Genomic DNA, 18,881 nt, shown 5'->3' on the forward strand with positions numbered 1-18,881 from the left:
CCTGCATCTACAACGCACGCCATCGGAAGCACCCATGAAGCACTGGAACCTTGCATACGCGCTGGCCATTACGCTGGCCTGCGCCGGACCCACCATCGCCCAGGTGCCTCCCACGGCTGCCGAAACAGCGGCCTACCAGGGCCTGCATGCAGCCGCAGCGCGGGGCGATTTGCCCGCGCTGAACAAGCTGATTACGGCAAAGGGTGATCTGAACGCCCGTGACGCGCAGGGCCGCACGCCGCTGCAAGTGGCTACCTACGCACGGCAGGCCGAGGCGGTCCGCGCCCTCGCCAAGGCCGGTGCCCAGCTGGACCTGCTGGAAAACGACCGCTACGACGCCGTGACCATTGCGGCCGTGGCCGACGACGAGGCCACGTTGCGGCTGCTGCTGCAACTGGGCGCCAGCGCGAAGCAGGTGACCAGCCGCTACGACGGCACCGCCCTCATCGCGGCGGCGCACCTGGGGCACGACGGCGTGGTGCGGCAGCTGGTTGCCGCCGGCGCCCCGCTGGACCATGTGAACAACCTGCACTGGACGGCACTGATCGAATCCATCGTGCTGGGCAACGGCGGCCCGCGCCACCAGGCCACCCTGCAGGCCCTGCTGCAAGCGGGTGCCAGCCATACGCTGACCGATCGGCAGGGCAACACGCCACTGCAACTGGCGCGCCAGCGGGGTTTCAGCGCCATGGTACGAATGCTGGAAGCAGCAGGCGCCAGGTAGGTTTGCGGGACGCGTCCGCGCCGATGCATTCCCCCACTTCAGCGGTACAACTCTGCGCCCGCAATGCGCACCCTGCTGGCGCGCGCCGCGCCCAGGGCATTCACCACCGGCTCCCACACACTCGTGTAGGCGGGCATCGCGTCCGGTGCAAACGCAGTATGTGGCCAGTCCGAACCCCACACCAGCCGCTCGCCCATTAACCCGGCCACGCGGCGGATCGCACCGTGCAATTCAGCATAGGGTGCCGCGGCCTGCAAGCGGTACCAGCCCGACAGCTTGACCCACGCGCCCAGGTCGGCCAGCCTTGCCAGCGCCCGCCAGGCCGTATCGTCCTGCGCCAGGGCCGCATGCATTCCCGCCAGATGGTCCAGCACGCAGGGCAGTCCCGTTTGCGCATGCAGCTGGGCAATCTGCGCCAATTGGGCCGGTGCCGCATACCACTGCACATGCCAGCCCAGTACCTTCAGGCGGGGCGCCAGTGCCTGCATGGCCTGCGCCCCGTTGCCCACGGGGGACACCAGATTGAAACGCACGCCGCGCACGCCCAGTGCATGCATGGTCTGCAGCGCGTCGTCGGCAATGTCTGTCTCCACCACCACCACTGCGCGGTGCCGCCCCGGTTCGCGCACCAGGGCGTCGAGCACCAGCCGGTTGTCGGTGCCATACACACTGGGCTGCACCAGCACCAGACGCCCTACACCCAGTCGCGCGGCTTCGGCCTCTATGCGTTCGAGGGGCTGGTGAATAGGCTGGTAGTGCCCGGCCTGGACCGGGGCGGTTGCGTCAAAGACATGCACGTGCGTGTCCCATCCCTCCTGGGCGTCCCGCAACGGCGCGGATGTGGCCAGCGCACCCATGGGTCAGCCCACCACGATCTTGCGCTCGCGGATGACCTTGCCCCACTGCGCTTGCTGGGCCTGGATGAACTTGCCTGCACTGGCCTGGGTCGCATCGGGAAAGGCATCGCCGCCCAGCGCGCGGATGCGGCCCAGCACCTCGGGGTCAGCCAGCGCCTTGCGGATGGCATGGACCAGCTGCGTGCGCACCTCAGGCGCAATGCCCGCCGGGGCCAGCACAGGATTCCACTCCAGCACTTCGTAGTCGGCCACGCCGGCCTGAGCCATGGTGGGGACATCGGGCAGCGAACGGGCGCGCAACGCACTGGTTACCGCCAGCGGGCGCAGCTTGCCTGCCTGGATGTGACCCAGGGACGAGGCCAAATTGGCAAAAAACAGCGGCACCTGCCCGCCCATCACGTCGTTCATGGCAGGGCCGCCTCCACGGTATGGAATGTGGGACAGGCGCACGCCCGTGCGCTCTTCAAACAGCGCCCCGGCCAGATGCTGGGCCGAGCCATTGCCGGACGACGCATAGGCCACGTCCTCGGGCTTGGCTTTGGCGCGTGCGATGACCTCCTTGACGGAGTTGACGCCGAAGCCTGGATGGCACACCAGCACGTTCGGAAAGGTCGCCAACACGGCCAGCGGCACAAAGGCGGTGTTGCTGTCGTAGGGCAGCTTGGGATACAGCGATGGATTGACGGCGAACGACGACGCATCGAGCAGCAGTGTGGTGCCATCGGGCGTGGCACGGGCCACGGCCGATGCAGCCAGCTGGCCGCTGGCGCCGGGCCTGTTGTCCACCACCACGCCCTGCCCCAGCGCTTCGGCCATGCGGGGCGCGATGATGCGGGCCATCAGGTCGGCACCGCCGCCTGCCGGGTAGGAGACAACCAGGGTCACGGTGCGTCCGCCGCCTACGCCCGCTGCGCGGGTGTGCGCCCAGGGGGCGGCCAGGGTGGCGCCCACGGCAGCCAGCGCCGCGCGGCGCGACAGGCCAGGGGGGTTCATAGGATCGGACAGATGGTGCATACAGGTCTCCTTGGTTGAGTCTTCAGTCGTTCAGGGGGCCGCACCTGAAGCTGGGGAACCCCAAGCCAGTAGGCGCTATGGAACTGGCTTGCCAGGCCCGGGCAGTGCTCAGGGGTTGCCGCTCACGTAATGGTCACGGTGTAGTGAAAGGCATGTGCATCGCCGCGCGTGGTGCGCCATTCGACACAGCGCCCTCCCAGGTCGTAGGCGGCCCGTTGCACCACCACGCCCGGATGGCCTGCGGCCAGCCCCAGGTGGCTGGCCTGCGGGGATGTCAGCACAGCAAAACCAATGTCGTCCACGGCGCGGTGCACATGCACGCCGCAGCGGCGCGCGAACATGGGGTACAGCAGGTCGTCCCAGTCGGCGGTGCTGCCTTCGGCCAGGGGCGCGAACACATCCAGCGGCAGCCACAGGTCCTCCAGCAGACAAGGCAGGTCGGCCAGCAGGCGCAAACGCTGCAACCGCAGCACCATCTCGCCCGTGGCCAGGCCCAGCCTGCGGGCCACGGCGGCCGGTGCCGCCACGCGCTGGCGCGACAGGATGCGCGAGCGCGGCATTTCGCCACTGCCGCTGTCAAACCGGAAAAACCGCAGCATCGACGCACCGGCAATGCCCTGGCGCACAAAGGTGCCCCGGCCGTGCACGCGCTCGACCAGGCCTTCCGCCACCAGAAGTTCCAGTGCACGGCGCATGGTGCCCAGCGCCACCTGGTGCTCCGTGGCCAGCAGGCTTTCTGCCGGCAGGGCCGAGCCGGGCGGCCATTCCCCGGCCACCACGCGGGCACGCAGTGCAGCAGCCAGGGCGGCGTAGCGGCTCAGGCCCGGGGCACTGTCAAAGGCAACAACTTTGTGGGATGTGGTCATACCAAGAACTATAGTCCTCTATAGGTCTGGATGCAACGCGCAAATACCGCAGACGGTGTAAAAAAACAGCTGCGGGAATGATCCGTCGCCGGGCAGGACTTATTAACTATCGAATAGATAGCAACAAATGACGCCCATCAAGCGCTGAAGGCCGTTTTCACACAAATATTCACCTACTACCAGCGCAGCCAGCCTCCGCGCAGCGGCGCTGGCCCCACGTTGGCGACTCAGTCCGTGACGAGCCGCGCCTTCACGGTCTTGCCCTTCACGCGGCCCTGGTTCAGGCGCTGCGCCGCCTGCGCGCCGATGGCGCGGTCCACCGCCACGTAGGTGGAGAAGTCGTTCACGTTGATCTTGCCGATCTGTTCGCGGGTGTAGCCCATCTCTCCGGTCAGCGCGCCCAGCACGTCACCCGCACGGATCTTCTCCTTGCGGCCACCGATGATCTGGATGGTGACCATCGGCGGCACCAGCGGGCCGCTGCCGGTGGGTGTCAGTTCCGCCACCGGGAACCAGCGCGACTCGCGGCCCTGCAGCACTTCGATCTTGCCCACAAAACCCATCTCGTCCAGGCTGGCCAGGTTCAGCGCCAGGCCCTCGGCATCGCCCCGGCCAGTGCGGCCGATGCGGTGGATGTGCACCTCCGCGTCGGGCGTCACGTCCACGTTGATCACGGCGGCCAGGTTGGCAATGTCGAGGCCGCGCGCGGCCACGTCGGTGGCCACCAGCACCGAACAGCTGCGGTTGGCAAATTGCACCAGCACCTGGTCGCGCTCCCGCTGTTCCAGCTCGCCAAAAAGCGCCAGCGCGCTGAAGCCCTGGGCCTGCAGCACGCCCACGAGGTCGCGGCACTGCTGCTTGGTGTTGCAAAAGGCAATGGACGATTCAGGCCGGAAGTGGTTGAGCAGCTGCGACACCGCGTGCAGGCGTTCGCTGTTCTTCACCTCGTACCAGCGTTGCTCGATCTTGCCCTCGGCATGCTGGGCCTGCACGGTGATCTGCACGGGCGACTTCATGAACTGGGCGCTGAGCTTGGCGATGCCCTCGGGGTACGTGGCCGAAAACAGCAGCGTCTGGCGCTCCTTGGGACACTGCTTGGCTACCACGACGATGTCGTCGAAGAAGCCCATGTCGAGCATGCGGTCGGCCTCGTCGAGCACCAGGGTGTTCAGCGCTTCCAGGCTGAGGTGCTGGCGCTCCAGGTGGTCCATCACGCGGCCGGGGGTGCCCACCACGATGTGCGCGCCATGCTCCAGGCTCAGCGTCTGCGCACGCAGCGGCACGCCGCCACACAGGGTCACGACCTTGATGTTTTCTTCGGCCCGCGCCAGGCGGCGGATTTCGCTGGTGACCTGGTCGGCCAGTTCGCGTGTGGGGCACAGCACCAGGGCCTGCACCGCAAAACGACGGGGATTGAGGTTGGCCAGCAGCGCCAGGGCAAAGGCCGCGGTCTTGCCGCTGCCGGTGCTGGCCTGGGCGATCAAATCCTTGCCCAGCAAGGCAGGGGGCAGGCTGGCCGCCTGGATGGACGTCATCGTGGTGTAGCCCAGCTGCTGCAGGTTGGCCAGCGTGGCAGGGCTCAGGGCCAGCGCGCTGAAATCAGTGCTGGCTTGGTTTTCTTTGGAGGTCATCGGCCGATTATCCGGCCCCAGCGATGGAGCCCCTGGTATCCGGGCAACTACCTTACGCACGCGTAAGGCGTATCGGCTATAACCGAAAGAACATATTTGCGGCCTGCACGGGGCCGCTTTGCCGTGCAATCGGGATGGGGACACGCTCTCAGCATCGGGTGGGATATGCCAGATTCAACCAACGCAGCCAATCCCCCCGGGCAAGGGGGCTCTAGCGACTCGCTGCTGCGTCTGATCGCCGACTCCATACCCGCGCTGATGGCCTACTACGATGTGCCCGCACTGCGCTGCCAGTTCGCCAACCAGGGCTACGCGGCCTACAACGGCCACACGACCGAATCCATCCTGGGCCTCACGGTGCAGCAGGCCATTGGCGACAAAGCCTGGCAGGCGATCCAGCCGCATGTGGAGCGGTCCACCCGCCGCGAACACGTGAAGTACACGCGCGAGCAGACGCTTCCCAACGGCGAGGTCCGCATGATCGAGGTCAACTTGATCCCGCACTTCGACGCCACCTCGGCACAGTTGGGTTCGTTTGTGCTGATCACCGATATCACCGAACGCTGGCGCGCGGAACGCCAGGTGCGCCAGAGCGAAGAGCGCATGCGCAAGTTCACCGAGGCTACGGACGAGGCCATCGTGTTCCACCGCGACGGCATCATCACCGACGGCAACGAGGCACTCACCCGCCTGACAGGCTATGCGCTGCAGGAGGTGGTGGGCGTCTCGATCTTCCACTTCATCAGCCCCGAATGGCGGGCCGTGGCACTCGACTACACGCGCACCGGGCGCGAAGACCCCTACGAGGTCACCATCCGCCACAAGGATGGCCACGCCATTCCCGTGGAAGTGGTGGGCAAGACCATGCCGATGCACCATGCGGACTACCGCATCGTGGTGGTGCGGGACATCACCGCGCGCAAGCAGGCGCAGGAGCGCGAGGCCTTCATTGCGCTGCACGACACCCTCACGCAATTGCCCAACCGGCACTTCCTGATGGAGCAGCTGTCGCAGGTGCTTTCGCTGGCCCGCAGGCGCCATGGCCGTGCAGCCGTACTTTTTGTGAACCTGGACCATTTCAAGACGGTGAACGATTCTCTGGGCCACCATGCGGGCGATCAGTTGCTGTGCAATGTGGCCGAACGCCTGCGCCAGGGCGTGCGCGACGCCGACGTGGTGGCGCGGCTGGGCGGCGACGAGTTTGTGGTGGTGCTGACCGATGTGCAGGGCCCCGACGATGCCGCCCGGGTGGCCGACAAGCTGCTGGAGTCCATGCACGGCGTGTTCACCCTGGGCCAGGTGCCGCTGACGGTATCCCCCTCGATCGGCATCAGCCTTTTCCCGGAACATGCCGCCACCGGTGATGCGCTGCTGCGCTGCGCTGATGCGGCCATGCACCACGCCAAGGACAGCGGGCGCGGCAACCGCCAGTTCTACACCCCCAGCATGGAGGCCAGCGCCATCGACGTGCTGCAGCACGAGCGCCTGCTGCGCGAGGCCATTGTGGACAACGCCTTTGTGCTGCACTACCAGCCGCAGATCTGCCTGGAAGACGGCTCCCTGCAGGGCCTGGAGGCGCTGGTGCGCTGGCGCCACCCGCAGCGCGGCCTGGTGGGGCCAGACGAGTTCATCACGTTTTCGGAATCGCGCGGCCTCATCACCCCCATTGGCCGCTGGGTGATGCGCGAAGCCTGCCGCCAGCTCAAGGCCTGGCAGGACAAGGGCCTGGCCCTGGTGCCGGTGGCGATCAACCTGTCGGCGCTCGAATTTCGCCAGCGCGATGTGGCGGGCGAGATCGCGACCGTGCTGCGCGATACCGGCCTGGCGCCGCAGTACCTGGGCATCGAGCTGACCGAATCCGTGCTGATGCACCAGACCGGCCAGGTGCTGGACACCCTCAACGCTCTCAAGGCGCTGGGCGTGGGCATCTCCATCGACGACTTTGGCACGGGGTATTCGTCGCTGGCCTACCTCAAGCGCTACCCCATCGACAGCCTCAAGATCGACCGGTCTTTTGTGGTGGACACGCCCGGCAACCCCGACGACGTGGCCATTGTCACGGCCATCATCCAGATGGCCCGCAGCCTGCAGCTCAAGACCGTGGCCGAGGGGGTTGAAACCCCGGCACAGGTGCAATTGCTCAAGGACCTGGGGTGCGACCTGATCCAGGGGCATGTGGTGTCCGTGCCACTGGACGCCGAGGCGCTCCAGCGCTGGATGCGCGATTTTTCGGCGTGAGGACCTGTTCAGTTCCCTTTCCCGAGGCCCGTCACACAAACACGTTCCCGGCTTGTGGACAATAGGGGCATGCCCCTCATCCCCGACTTCATCGCCCCTACCCGCCACACCGACCCGGCCGACGCACTGTCCCAGGTGCAGCGCATCTACCAGCAACAGATTGGCCACCTGCGCGACGCCATGCAGCGTTTTGTGGCGGGTGAAACGCCCGAAGGCGCCGTGCGCGCGTTCTACCCCTTTGTACGGGTGCACACCACCACCGTGGCGCGGGCCGACACCAAGCTGGCCTATGGTTTTGTGGAAGGCCCTGGGCGCTACGAAACCACCCTCACCCGGCCCGATCTGTTTGCCCACTACTACGCCGAGCAGTTCCGTCTGCTGCGTGCCAGCCACAACGTGGAGCTGGAAGTGGGCACCAGTGCCCACCCGATTCCGATCCACTTCTCATTTGCCGAGCACGACCACATCGAGGGCACGCTGACACCCGAGCGCCGCATGCTGATGCGCGACGTGTTCGACCTGCCCGACCTGGCAGCCATGGACGACGGCATTGCCAACGGCACCTGGCAAGCCCGCCCGGGCGAGGCACAACCCCTGTCGCTGTTCACCGCACCACGCGTGGACTACTCGCTGCACCGCCTGCGCCACTACACCGGCACGGCACCCGAGTGGTTCCAGAACTTCGTGCTGTTCACCAACTACCAGTTCTACATCGACGAATTCGTGCGCCTGGGCCATGCCGAGATGGCCAAACCCGACAGCGAGTACATCGCCTTCATCGAGCCGGGCAATGTTGTGACCCGCCGCGTGGGATTGAGTGCCCAGCCCGGCGACGAACTGGGCGTGGCCCCGCCGCGCTTGCCGCAAATGCCCGGCTACCACCTCGTGCGCGCGGACAGCAGCGGCATCACCATGGTCAACATCGGCGTAGGCCCCGCCAACGCCAAGACCATCACCGACCACATCGCCGTGTTGCGCCCCCACGCCTGGATGATGCTGGGCCACTGCGCGGGCCTGCGCAACAGCCAGCGGCTAGGCGACTACGTGCTGGCCCACGCCTATGTGCGTGAGGACCATGTGCTGGACGAAGACCTGCCGCTGTGGGTGCCCATCCCGGCGCTGGCCGAGATCCAGCTCGCATTGCAGCAGGCCGTGGCCGATGTCACACAGATCAGCGGCGCCGACCTGAAGCGCGTGATGCGCACCGGCACCGTGGCCAGCACCGACAACCGCAACTGGGAGCTGCTGCCCGACAACACGCCCCAGCGCCGTTTCAGCCAGAGCCGCGCCGTGGCGCTGGACATGGAAAGCGCCACCATCGCCGCCAACGGCTTCCGCTTCCGCGTGCCCTACGGCACCCTGCTGTGCGTGAGCGACAAGCCCCTGCACGGCGAAATCAAGCTGCCCGGCATGGCCAACCACTTCTACCGCGAGCGGGTGGACCAGCACCTGCGCATCGGCATGCGCGCCATCGAGATCCTGCGCAACGGTGGCGTGGACCGGCTGCACAGCCGCAAGCTGCGCAGTTTTGCCGAAGTCGCGTTCCAGTAAACACCCCGAATCACGGGGCCGATTCGACCCATGCCACTGGATTTTTTGACGCTGATGGCCGTCATGGCGGCCAACCTGTTCATGATCTCGGCCGCGCTGCCCATGATCATGGGCCGGGACGTTGGCCGCGCAGCCCGCCATGTGCAAGCCAGCATGCTGCTGCAGGCCGTAGCCTGGGCCGCCATCATTGCCTCGTCCACCCTGTGGGACCAGGCGCTGTCCACCGTGTCGATTGCCTGCAATGCAGCAGCGCAGTGGATGCTATACCGGGCCCTGGAAGAGTGGCTGGGCCCGCGCCCCCTGCGGCGCGTGCTGCTGGCATTGGTGGTCCTGGCACCACTGGGCTACACGCTGGGGTTTGGCCACTACGCATGGCGCGTGGGTTGGGCCAACGGGCTGATGGCGGTCATTCTGTGCATCGTGGCGCGCGCCACGCTGTACCCGCGCGTGCTGGCAGATGGGCGCTGGCGCGCGCTGCTGCTGGGCTGCCTGCTCACGTCGGCCGCTTTCACGCTGGCGCGCGGGCTGCTGGGAGCCTTTACCGACCAATACCCGAGTTTCCGCACCCCCCACCCAATCAACCTGGCCGCAGCCCTGGCCACCAATGTGAGCCTGGTGCTTGGCACCGTCGCCGTGCTGGTGGCCTGGCGCTACGAGGCCGAGCAGAAGCTGCGCACGCTGGCCATGACCGACGGCCTGACGGGCCTGCTCAACCGGCGTGGCTTCACCACGCAGGGGGGCAGCCTTCTGGCCCACGCCATCCGCCACCAGTTGCCCATGACTGCATTGATGCTGGACCTGGACCACTTCAAACGCGTCAACGACACCCAAGGACATGAGGCAGGGGACCGAGCCCTGCAGCTATTTGCGCGGCTGCTGGGCGACACGAGCCGCAGCGGCGACCTGGTAGGACGACTGGGCGGCGAGGAGTTTGGCGTGCTGCTGTTGCACAACAGCGCCCCGGCAGGCCTGTCGTTCGACCGGCGCCTTCGTCGGCGTCTGCATGCGGCCAGCGTGGTAGAACTGGGCTTTGCGCTGGACTACAGCGCCGGAATGGCCGTGATGGAGCCTGGCGAATCGGGCCTGGCCGAACTCATGGCCCGTGCCGACGGCGCGTTGTACGAGGCAAAAACCGCAGGCCGCGGCCGGTTGATGGCGGCATCCTGAGCCTTGCACCAGGAGGTGAATGCTATTTTTTGAATAGCAAAGAGCGTTTGACAAATAAGCGCTAGCAGCCTTTTTTCATGCCCCCTCACGGAACCACCAGCCGGGCCACATCGTGCGCGGCGCCCGAGCCCTCCTTGGACAGGTGTTCGATCAGGCTACGCCGATCCGCCTCGGTGCGTTGCTGCGACAGGAACCGTTTTCCCGTCAGATGATCGATATCGATTTCAAAACCCCGCAAACGCCGGGCGGCCTCTTCCACAAACCCGGAGTCGGCATGCTCCAGCAGCCACGGCGCGTCGCGCCGGGCCTCCTGCGAGAGCGTGAGCGCCTGCAGGTGGGCCTGCAGCCAGTCACGGCAATCGACGCAGCGCAGGCGCCCCCGCGCCTCGACGGCCGCATAGTTCCAGCTGGGTGCCAGGCGGCCGCTGCGCTGGCCATTCACATACCAGCGCGGTGAAATGTAGGCGTTGGGACTCTGAAAAACAGCCAGCACCTCAGCGCCGTCCATGCCCGGCTGCAGCAGCGGGTGCCCCCGCGCCGCATGTCCCCGCAGCCGTGTGGGTCCCCCCTCTTCGGTGCAAAGTTCCAGGGGCAGCAGATTCGCCTCCAGCCCCTGGCGCGTCACGGCCACCACCGTGGCCAATGGATAGGCGCGCATGAGGTGGTGAATGGCATGGGGGTCTTCCAGCTGGAAAAGAGGTTGGCTGTGCATGGCATTGGGGCAATCAGAAACCCGCAGTCTGGCCCTGGGCAAGGTTTGCGTCTTGAACGTTTCGGCCACGCTCCAATCGCAGCCCGAGGAAGGCCCTACCGATTCGGAGCCGTTTTTATCCGAACAAGCGGACCAGCGGAGCCGGTGGCGGCACTGTGGGCGTAAAGCCGCCAAACCGGCGGAACTCCCGGGTCATGTGCGCCTGATCGGTGTAACCAGCCGCCACGGCCACCCCGCTGAGCGGGCCACCTCCGGCGTCCAGCAGCTCCAGGGCGCGCTGGAAACGCAAAACACCCGATAGGGTCCGAAGGGGGAAGCCGGCCACCGCCACAATGTCCCGGCGCAGGGTGCGCGACGAACTTTCTGCGCCCGCCGCCTCGCCAAAGGCCCCGGCCTGGACGCGTTGTTTCATTCGAGCGATGGCCTGGAGTGCCCGGCCATGCGCGGCAGTGACCACCGCCCGCGCAGCCAACGTACTGACCGCAGCACACAAGGCGGCCTGGGCACGCGGCACGGTGTCTGCGCGCACCACCGCATCGGCCAGCGGACCCAGCAGCGCCAAGGCACATGGCCCCGTGAGGGCCTGGTTGCGCAGCGTGTGGGGCACAACCCCCAGGCACACACCGCCCCAGCCCATGTGAAAGCGCACGCCCACCAGCACGGTGTCGGCGCGCAACACCACCTGCGTGGCCGTGTCGGCGGGGCCCGCCACGACCAGCCGGACCGACGCCACAGAACTGTCCGGATGCAGCACACAATGCGCGACCAGGTCCATGCGGCCGTCTGGCAGCACCCGCTGCGGCTGCCCCGCAGCCAGGCCATAGCGCCACACCGCTTCGATCCGGGTGGCATCCAGTGTGCCCAACGGCAGCTCTACATAACCGCGGTCCAGCACAGCAATTCCCATATCCCCTTTCGTTCCGTCATGCGCCTTGCGCGACAAATCCTTGCCCCACACCATGGCGCGGCAACCGGCCAATGGGCTCTTGGCACCCCGCCGCCCTGGGAGCGCCGGCATCGCACACAATCAACCCATGACCGTACTCTTTGAAGCCCTGAACCTGCGCAAACGCTATGGCGAAACCACCGTGGTCGACGACGTGTCGTTTGCCATTGCCCCCGGCGAATGCCTGGGCGTCATCGGCCCCAACGGCGCAGGCAAGACCACCACCATCCGCATGTGCCTGGGCCTGGCGGCGCCCGATGGAGGTGCGGTGCACTTCCATCCGAAAGCGGGTGGCACCCCGCTGCACATGCCGCGCGATGCGCTGGCCATCAAGGCGCAGCTGGGCGTGGTCACGCAGTTCGACACACTGGACCCAGACTTCACCTGCGCCGAAAACCTGCGCGTCTTCGGCCGCTACTTTGGCATCAAGGGTACGGTGATGGACGAAAGAGTGCCTCAGTTGCTGGAGTTCGCCGCCCTCACCCACAAGGCAGATGCCAAGCCGGGCGAGCTGTCGGGCGGCATGAAACGGCGCCTGTCGCTGGCTCGCTCGCTGGTCAACAACCCGCGCCTGCTGTTGCTGGACGAGCCCACCACCGGCTTGGACCCGCAGGCCCGCCATCTGATGTGGGAGCGGCTGCAACTCCTGCTGCAGCAAGGCAAGTCGATTCTGCTGACCACACACTTCATGGACGAAGCCGAGCGCCTGTGCTCGCGCCTTCTGGTACTGGACCATGGCAAGAAGATCGCCGAAGGCCGCCCGCGCGAACTGATCGCCCAGCACTTGGAGCCCGATGTGGTGGAGGTGTTTGGGGTGGGCGCCGTCCAGATGGCCGAGGATGCCGCGCTGCGCGCCTTGGCCGCCCGAGTGGAAATCAGCGGCGAGACCGTATTTTTCTACACCCAGAACGCCCAGCCGCTGCTGCAGGCGCTGGCCACCCACGGCCACCTGCGCACGCTGCACCGGCCTGCCAATCTGGAAGATCTGTTCCTCAAACTCACGGGGCGGCAGATCCGGGAGTGAGTCCGCCTGCCGGTGGCAGGTTGCGCTCACGCAGCACTTGTTCCAGTGCCTCGGGCGTGCACGGCTGGGAGAACAGATAGCCCTGGAATTCGTCACACCCCTGCCGCGCCAGCCAAGCCGCCTGGTACTCGGTCTCCACCCCTTCGGCCACAGTGCGCAGGCCCAGCTTCTGGGCCAACGCCACGATGGCATCGACCAGCACCTCGCCACTACCATCGTGCCCCAGGTCCCGCACGAAAGACCTGTCGATCTTGAGCTTGCGCACCGGAAACCGTTTGAGCTGACTGAGCGACGAATAGCCGGTGCCAAAGTCATCAATCGCGAGTTGCACCCCCAGTGCGGTGAGCCGGTCCATGGTTTGCAGGGCCTGCTCCACGGGGTCCATGATCGAGCTTTCGGTGATTTCGATCTGCAGCAACCCAGGCGGGCACCCCGTGGACTGCAGGGCGTGCGCCACGGTCTGGTCCAGTGAAGGCTCCTGGAACTGGCGGGCCGACAGATTGACTGCCACGGGAATTGCACCCCAACCCGCCTCCATCCAGCCGCGGGCCTGCGCACAGGCCTCGCGCAGCACCCAGTCTCCCAGGGGGACGATCAGGCCCGTTTCTTCGGCGATACCAATGAACTGCAGCGGTGACACAAGGCCCCGCTCGGGGTCCTGCCAGCGCACCAGCGCCTCGACGGAAGAAACGCGACCCGTGCGCGCATCTATGATGGGCTGGTAATGCAAACGCAGGCCTCCGTGCTCGATGGCATGGCGCAGGCCCGCTTCGATGTGCAAACGTTCGGTCAGCGCTTCGGTCATGTGCTGGCTGAAAAACGCCAGCCGATTGCCTCCCTGGTTCTTGGCACCGTACATGGCCACATCGGCGTTGCGCAGCAGCACATCGCCCGACTCGCCGTCGCGCGGGAACATCGCAATGCCCAGACTGGTGCTCAGCAGCCAACTGGTGGAGCCCGTCTCCACAGGCAGGGTCAACGCCTGCAGCATCTGCTGGGCCATGGGCTCCACGGCAGAGACCCCGGGCAGGTCGGGCAGCACCACCACAAACTCGTCCCCGCCCAGCCGCGCCACGATGCCGCCATCGCCCACACAGGCCTGCAGCCGCGTCGCCACCTCCTGCAGCAGCAGATCGCCCCGGCTGTGGCCCAGGCTGTCGTTCACACCCTTGAAGCGGTCCAGATCCATCACCAGCACACCCACCATGCGGCCGGTGTCGCGTGCCCTGACCAGGGCGGCGTCCAGGCGCTCGGACAGGCAATAACGGTTGGCCAGCTGTGTCAGCGGGTCCACGCGGGCCTGGCGCTCCAGGGTCTCGGTGTGCTGGGCAATGGTCTGCTGCTGGCGCAACAGCGAGGCGGCCATGCGGTCCAGGGCCCGCGCCACCTCGCCCAGTTCGCCGGGGGGATAGGGCGCACCGATGGGTTCGGCATAGTTGCCCACATCCATCCTCCCGATCGCCCGGATCGCACGAGTGGCATAGCGGCGCACCGCAAACTCCACCAGCAGCAGCGCCGCCGCGAACACCACGGCAGCCAGTGCGAGCAAGCCCCCCAGCGCCCAGCGGAACTGGCTCTCCACCGGACCTTGGAGGTCGTCCTCGGGAACGGCCAGAGCCAGGCGCAGCTCGGCATCGTGCGAGCGGGGAAGCTGTGCGCGCACCCAGACGCGGCGCACTCCGTCAGCGCCTTCGATCAGATCGTGCCCGCCCTCGGGGCGACCCATGAAGTCGCGCTCAACAGCCTGCAGAGACAGCGGGCTGCCGCCGGCGCGCTGGAAGTCCATGACCACCGAACCATCTCCATTCCACACCTGAAGGTGCATGCGCTCGTAGCGCTGGGCCTGCACCATCGCGCTGCCATAGGCCTGCATATCGAGCGATGCGAGAAGGATGTAGCGCAGCGCACCATCGGCCTCGCGGACCGGGTAGGCCACCTGCAGCACGCCCTTGCCCGTCAGGCGCCCGATGACGGCTTCCATGACGGGCTTGGTGGCCGTCAGGGCACGCTGGAAGTAGTGTCGGTCCCGCAGATCGAGCTGGCGGCCGCTGCGCAGCGAATCGCAAAAAAGGGATCCGTCCGGCCGGATGGTGAGTAGGCCCGTGTACTGCGGGTGCTCCTTGAGCACGTCGGCCAGAAAGTCGGAACAGGCCGCCTTGTCATTCCCGCTGAGCAGGGGCACCCGGCCCAGGCCAAACAACAATTGCCCGGTGCCCGCGATCTTGTCATCGAGGTCGCTGGCGATGATGCCGGCGCGCGCAACCAGCCGCTCACGCGCCTGTGCAGTTGTGACCGAACGGATCTCCAGCAACAGCCACAAAATGGCAGGCACCGGCAGCAGCGACGCCGCCAACACCAGCCACAAGATACGCGCACGCAAGCTCAAAAGAGACCTCTTGAAAGATCTGGCGGCACCGCAACCCCGGTGCCACGTATTTCCAACAGTATGCAGCGCCGTCGGAACGGCGGCCCGCCTTCACACCTTGCGCGGTTTGACCTTGCGGGCCGCGAGCTTGGCATTGCCGCGCGCCGTCTCCACATCGGCCGCACGCGCCAGCGCCACGCCCATGCGGCGCTTGGTGAAACTTTCGGGCTTGCCGAACAGGCGCAGGTCAGTGTCGGGCACACGCAGGGCTTCTTCCACGCCGTCGAAAACGATGCCCACGGCGTCCACTCCGCCGTAGATCACCGCGCTCGCGCCGGGGTTGCGCAGGCGGGTGTCCACCGGCAGGCCCAGGATGGCGCGGGCGTGCAGCTCGAATTCGCTCTGGTGCTGGGTGCACAAAGTGACCAGGCCCGTGTCGTGGGGGCGGGGGCTCACTTCGCTGAACCACACGTCCTGGCCCTTGACGAACAGCTCCACGCCGAAAAGGCCAAGCCCGGAGGGTTTCCCGTCAAAGCCCTGGCCCAGGTTGTCGGTCACGGCCTTGGCGATCTGGCGCGACTTCTCGAGCGCCGCCGGGTGCATGGGGTGGGGCTGCCAGCTTTCCACATAATCGCCGCTGATTTGCACGTGGCCGATAGGGTCGCAGAAGCTGGTGGCGATCTGGCCATCCGCCCCCACCGAGCGCACGGTGAGCTGGGTGATTTCGTAGTCGAAGTCGATGAAGCCCTCGACGATCACGCGGCCGTGGCTCACGCGGCCGCCGGCCATGGCGTAGTCCCAGGCCTTCTTGACGTCAGCCGGGCCGTCGATCTTGCTCTGGCCCTTGCCGGAGCTGCTCATCACGGGCTTGACGATGCAGGGGTAGCCGATGCCTGCATCGATGGCGGCCTGCAGCTCTTCGAGCGAGTTGCAGAACTTGTACGGGCTGGTGGGCAGGCCCAGCGTCTCGGCGGCCAGCACGCGGATGCCTTCGCGGTCCATCGTCAGGCGGGCGGCGCGGGCCGTGGGAATGACGCGCACGGTGCCGGCAGCCTCCAGCTCTTCGAGCATGGGGGTGGCGATGGCCTCGATCTCGGGCACCACCAGGTGGGGGCGCTCGGCCTCGATCAGGGCCTTGAGCTGCGCCGGGTCGCTCATGGTGATGGTGCGCGCGTGGTGAGCCACCTGCTGGCCGGGGGCGTTGTCGTAGCGGTCCACCGCGATGGTCTCCACGCCCAGGCGCTGCAGGGCGATCAGCACCTCCTTGCCCAGCTCGCCCGAGCCCAGCAGCATGACTTTGGTGGCATGGGGGGACAGGGGGGTTCCGAGGGTGGTCATGGGAGGTTTTCCAGAAAAAGTGAGGGCAAGGGCAGCGGAAGGCGGTGAACCGGCCACCGCCATCTGGCGACTTTAATGCATGGGTTCCGGGTGAAACCACAGGGAGCGCCAGCGCGGAACAAGTCCGCCCGAATTGACCAGGAATTACGCAAATCGGGATGCAACAACCGCCTCGCCTTGGGGTGAACCGCTTGTCTACACCCTGTTTTGCGTAAGTCATGTTTATTTTGCACGGGGCACATCCAGGCCGCGCTTGCGCACGTACTCCCTGTTGCAGCCGGTCTTTCCGTGGCCGCTGTGCCCTCAACCCCATTGAAGAAAAGGGAACCACCATGCACACCCAGCCCATGCACTCTCGCCTCGCTCCCCTGACCTGCGCACTTGCCGCCGCGACCTTGCTGGCGGCCTGCGGCGCCATGAAGCCCTCCGCCAGCCCCATGTACTCACAAGACAGCCTGCCCGACACCATCAAGGTGCCGGCAGGCAACAAGGTCGCCATGGAAACCGTGGGCGTGGGCGAAATCACCTACGAATGCCGCGACAAGGCCAACGCGCCCGGCCAGACCGAATGGGTGTTCGTGGGCCCCAAGGCGGTACTGAACGACCGCAGCGGCAAACAAGTGGGCACCTACTACGGCCCACCTGCCACCTGGGAGTCGGGCGATGGCTCCAAGCTGACCGCCACCCAGCTGGCCGTGGCGCCATCGGGTGCAGGCAACCTGCCGTATCAGCTGGTCAAGGCCAACCCCGCCATGGGCACCGGCGCCATGTCAGGTGTGACCTTCATCCAGCGCGTGGCCCTGAAGGGCGGCGTGGCGCCCGCCTCGACCTGTGCGCCCGCCAACAAGGGCGAGCGCCAGATCGTCAAGTACCAGGCCGACTACATCTTCTGGAAGGCCGCGTAGGCAGCGCCCCCGACGCCGGCACAGCGCCCCGCCAGCGCACCCGTGGAACTGGCTCCGCCAGGCCACCGGGTGCGTCCCCCTTGGGGGAAAGCGCGCAGCGCCTCAGGGGTCAATACTGTTTATACGGCAGGAACTTGCCCGACAAAACGACGTTCACGCGGTCACCTTTCGGGTCGGCCTCGCGCGTGATGTCCATGCTGAAGTCGATGGCGCTCATGATGCCGTCGCCAAACTCCTCGTGGATCAGCTCCTTGATGGTGGTGCCGTACACGCTCACGACCTCGTACCAGCGGTAGATGAGCGGGTCGGTAGGCACGGGCGTGGGCAGCGAGCCCTTGTAGGGCACCACCTGCAGCCACTTCTGCTCCTCGGCCGTGAGGCCGAAGATCTTGCCCAGCACCTTGGCCTGCTCGGGGGTGGCGGTCATCTGGCCCAGGCACAGGGCGGTCGTCCACTCCTTGGACTGGCCGACCTTCTTGGCGATGGCGCTCCACTGCAGGCCTTTGGCGACCTTGGTGCTGATGATTTTCTCGGTGACGTTGGTGCGGTTCATGCAGTCTCCTGGGGGTGTTGTAAGGACAAAGATCGGTACCTCCGTGGCACAAGCAATGCCCATGCCTGCCCTGGCGCACGACAAGTGCTGGCTGTCGCGAACCCGACGCCGCACAATAAGCGCATGCAGACCGCCCCCCCCTCCCCGCCAGTCTCCTCCGTCTCCCCACCTCCTCCATCCGTGTGGCGCGCACCCAGCCTGTCAGCGCGCTGTTGGCCAGTGTTCATGCGCAACCTGCTGGTGTGGCGCAAGTTGGCCATCCCCAGCCTGGTGGGCAACATTGCCGAGCCACTGATGTGGCTGGTGGCCTTTGGCTACGGCATGGGGGCACTGGTGGGGCAGGTGAACGTCGCGGGGGCGGGTGGCGACACCAAAGTGCCCTACATCCTGTTCCTGGCCAGTGGCTCAATCTGCATGAGCGCGATGAACGCAGCGAGCTTCGAGGCGCTGTATTCAGCCTTTTCACGCATGCATGTGCAAAAGACCTGGGACGGCATCATGAATGCGCCCATCAGCCTGGACGACGTGGTGCTGGCCGAAATGCTGTGGGCCGCCTTCAAGGCCCTGTTCACTGTCACCGCCATCCTGGGCGTGATGCTGGCGCTGGGCATCAGCCACAGCCCCAAGCTGCTGGTGGCCTGGCCGGTGCTGCTGTTCGTGGGAGTGATGTTCTCCAGCATCGCGCTCATCTTCAATGCGCTGGCCAAAGGGTATGACTTCTTCACCTACTACTTCACGCTGGTGCTCACGCCGATGATGTTCCTCTCGGGCGTGTTCTTCCCGCGCGAGCAGCTGCCACCCATCGTGCGCGCGATTTCCGACTGGCTGCCGCTGACCAACGCGGTCGAGCTGGTGCGCCCGCTGTTCATGGACCAGTGGCCCGCCCACCCGTGGCGCCACGGGCTGGTGCTGGTGGTGACCACCGTGGCTGCGTTCTGGGTGGCGCTGGCGCTGACCCGCAAGCGCTTCAGGGCATGACCGCGCATTTAC

Annotated in this window: 16 protein-coding genes; 7 read left to right on the plus strand and 9 right to left on the minus strand. The window is 66.5% G+C overall.

Annotated features, from left to right (window positions below):
* Positions 1–34 precede the first annotated feature (34 nt).
* Positions 35–724, plus strand: a complete 690-nt coding sequence (locus ASE52_RS22580; protein WP_057229371.1) for an ankyrin repeat domain-containing protein — start codon at positions 35–37, stop codon at positions 722–724.
* A 38-nt stretch (positions 725–762) separates the two neighbouring features.
* Here the strand turns inward: ASE52_RS22580 and ASE52_RS22585 are convergent, their stop codons facing one another.
* From ASE52_RS22585 to dbpA, 4 genes are all read right to left on the minus strand, one after another.
* Positions 763–1,581, minus strand: coding sequence for an amidohydrolase family protein (locus ASE52_RS22585; protein ID WP_057229373.1), 819 nt, complete (start codon positions 1,579–1,581; stop codon positions 763–765).
* A gap of 3 nt (positions 1,582–1,584) precedes the next feature.
* On the minus strand, positions 1,585–2,595 hold the full coding sequence (locus ASE52_RS22590; protein WP_057229375.1) for a tripartite tricarboxylate transporter substrate binding protein: 1,011 nt from the start codon (positions 2,593–2,595) through the stop codon (positions 1,585–1,587).
* A gap of 122 nt (positions 2,596–2,717) precedes the next feature.
* The gene (locus ASE52_RS22595) at positions 2,718–3,461 is read right to left on the minus strand and encodes a GntR family transcriptional regulator (RefSeq protein WP_057229377.1); all 744 of its coding nucleotides are present in this window, start codon (positions 3,459–3,461) and stop codon (positions 2,718–2,720) included.
* A 227-nt stretch (positions 3,462–3,688) separates the two neighbouring features.
* Complete coding sequence (gene dbpA, locus ASE52_RS22600) at positions 3,689–5,092, minus strand: ATP-dependent RNA helicase DbpA (protein ID WP_057229379.1); 1,404 nt, start codon at positions 5,090–5,092, stop codon at positions 3,689–3,691.
* Positions 5,093–5,257: 165 nt separating this feature from the next.
* On the opposite strand from dbpA, the gene ASE52_RS22605 reads away from it, so the two are divergent.
* The 3 genes from ASE52_RS22605 (at position 5,258) to ASE52_RS22615 (ending at position 10,048) form a co-directional block, all read left to right on the plus strand.
* Positions 5,258–7,330, plus strand: a complete 2,073-nt coding sequence (locus ASE52_RS22605; RefSeq protein ID WP_057229381.1) for a bifunctional diguanylate cyclase/phosphodiesterase — start codon at positions 5,258–5,260, stop codon at positions 7,328–7,330.
* A gap of 69 nt (positions 7,331–7,399) precedes the next feature.
* On the plus strand, positions 7,400–8,881 hold the full coding sequence (locus ASE52_RS22610) for an AMP nucleosidase (RefSeq protein WP_057229383.1): 1,482 nt from the start codon (positions 7,400–7,402) through the stop codon (positions 8,879–8,881).
* Between the two features lie 30 nt (positions 8,882–8,911).
* Complete coding sequence (locus tag ASE52_RS22615; RefSeq protein ID WP_057229385.1) at positions 8,912–10,048, plus strand: GGDEF domain-containing protein; 1,137 nt, start codon at positions 8,912–8,914, stop codon at positions 10,046–10,048.
* Positions 10,049–10,133: 85 nt separating this feature from the next.
* Here ASE52_RS22615 and ASE52_RS22620 read toward each other — a convergent pair whose 3' ends face one another.
* Positions 10,134–10,760, minus strand: a complete 627-nt coding sequence (locus ASE52_RS22620) for an FMN-binding negative transcriptional regulator (RefSeq protein WP_057229388.1) — start codon at positions 10,758–10,760, stop codon at positions 10,134–10,136.
* A gap of 115 nt (positions 10,761–10,875) precedes the next feature.
* Complete coding sequence (locus tag ASE52_RS22625) at positions 10,876–11,667, minus strand: helix-turn-helix domain-containing protein (RefSeq protein ID WP_057229390.1); 792 nt, start codon at positions 11,665–11,667, stop codon at positions 10,876–10,878.
* A 127-nt stretch (positions 11,668–11,794) separates the two neighbouring features.
* On the opposite strand from ASE52_RS22625, the gene ASE52_RS22630 reads away from it, so the two are divergent.
* Positions 11,795–12,730 carry an ATP-binding cassette domain-containing protein gene (locus ASE52_RS22630; protein ID WP_057229706.1) on the plus strand — a complete coding sequence of 312 codons (936 nt, stop codon included), beginning with the start codon at positions 11,795–11,797 and terminating at the stop codon, positions 12,728–12,730.
* Here ASE52_RS22630 and ASE52_RS22635 read toward each other — a convergent pair.
* On the minus strand, positions 12,705–15,116 hold the full coding sequence (locus ASE52_RS22635; protein ID WP_057229392.1) for an EAL domain-containing protein: 2,412 nt from the start codon (positions 15,114–15,116) through the stop codon (positions 12,705–12,707). The two genes, ASE52_RS22630 and ASE52_RS22635, sit on opposite strands and share 26 nt — an antisense overlap.
* A 90-nt stretch (positions 15,117–15,206) precedes the next feature.
* Positions 15,207–16,433 carry a formate-dependent phosphoribosylglycinamide formyltransferase gene (gene purT / locus ASE52_RS22640; RefSeq protein WP_057229394.1) on the minus strand — a complete coding sequence of 409 codons (1,227 nt, stop codon included), beginning with the start codon at positions 16,431–16,433 and terminating at the stop codon, positions 15,207–15,209.
* Between the two features lie 332 nt (positions 16,434–16,765).
* On the opposite strand from purT, the gene ASE52_RS22645 reads away from it, so the two are divergent.
* Positions 16,766–17,338: a DUF3455 domain-containing protein gene (locus tag ASE52_RS22645; RefSeq protein WP_057229395.1), complete on the plus strand. Its 573-nt coding sequence runs from the start codon at positions 16,766–16,768 to the stop codon at positions 17,336–17,338.
* 109 nt (positions 17,339–17,447) lie between these two features.
* Here ASE52_RS22645 and cynS read toward each other — a convergent pair whose 3' ends face one another.
* Positions 17,448–17,891, minus strand: coding sequence for a cyanase (gene cynS, locus ASE52_RS22650; RefSeq protein WP_057229397.1), 444 nt, complete (start codon positions 17,889–17,891; stop codon positions 17,448–17,450).
* 123 nt (positions 17,892–18,014) lie between these two features.
* Here cynS and ASE52_RS22655 point away from each other — a divergent pair, with 123 nt between their 5' ends.
* Complete coding sequence (locus tag ASE52_RS22655) at positions 18,015–18,869, plus strand: ABC transporter permease (protein WP_057229399.1); 855 nt, start codon at positions 18,015–18,017, stop codon at positions 18,867–18,869.
* Positions 18,870–18,881 lie beyond the last annotated feature (12 nt).

This window comes from Acidovorax sp. Root275 (genome assembly GCF_001428965.1).
GTDB lineage: Bacteria > Pseudomonadota > Gammaproteobacteria > Burkholderiales > Burkholderiaceae_C > Acidovorax > Acidovorax radicis.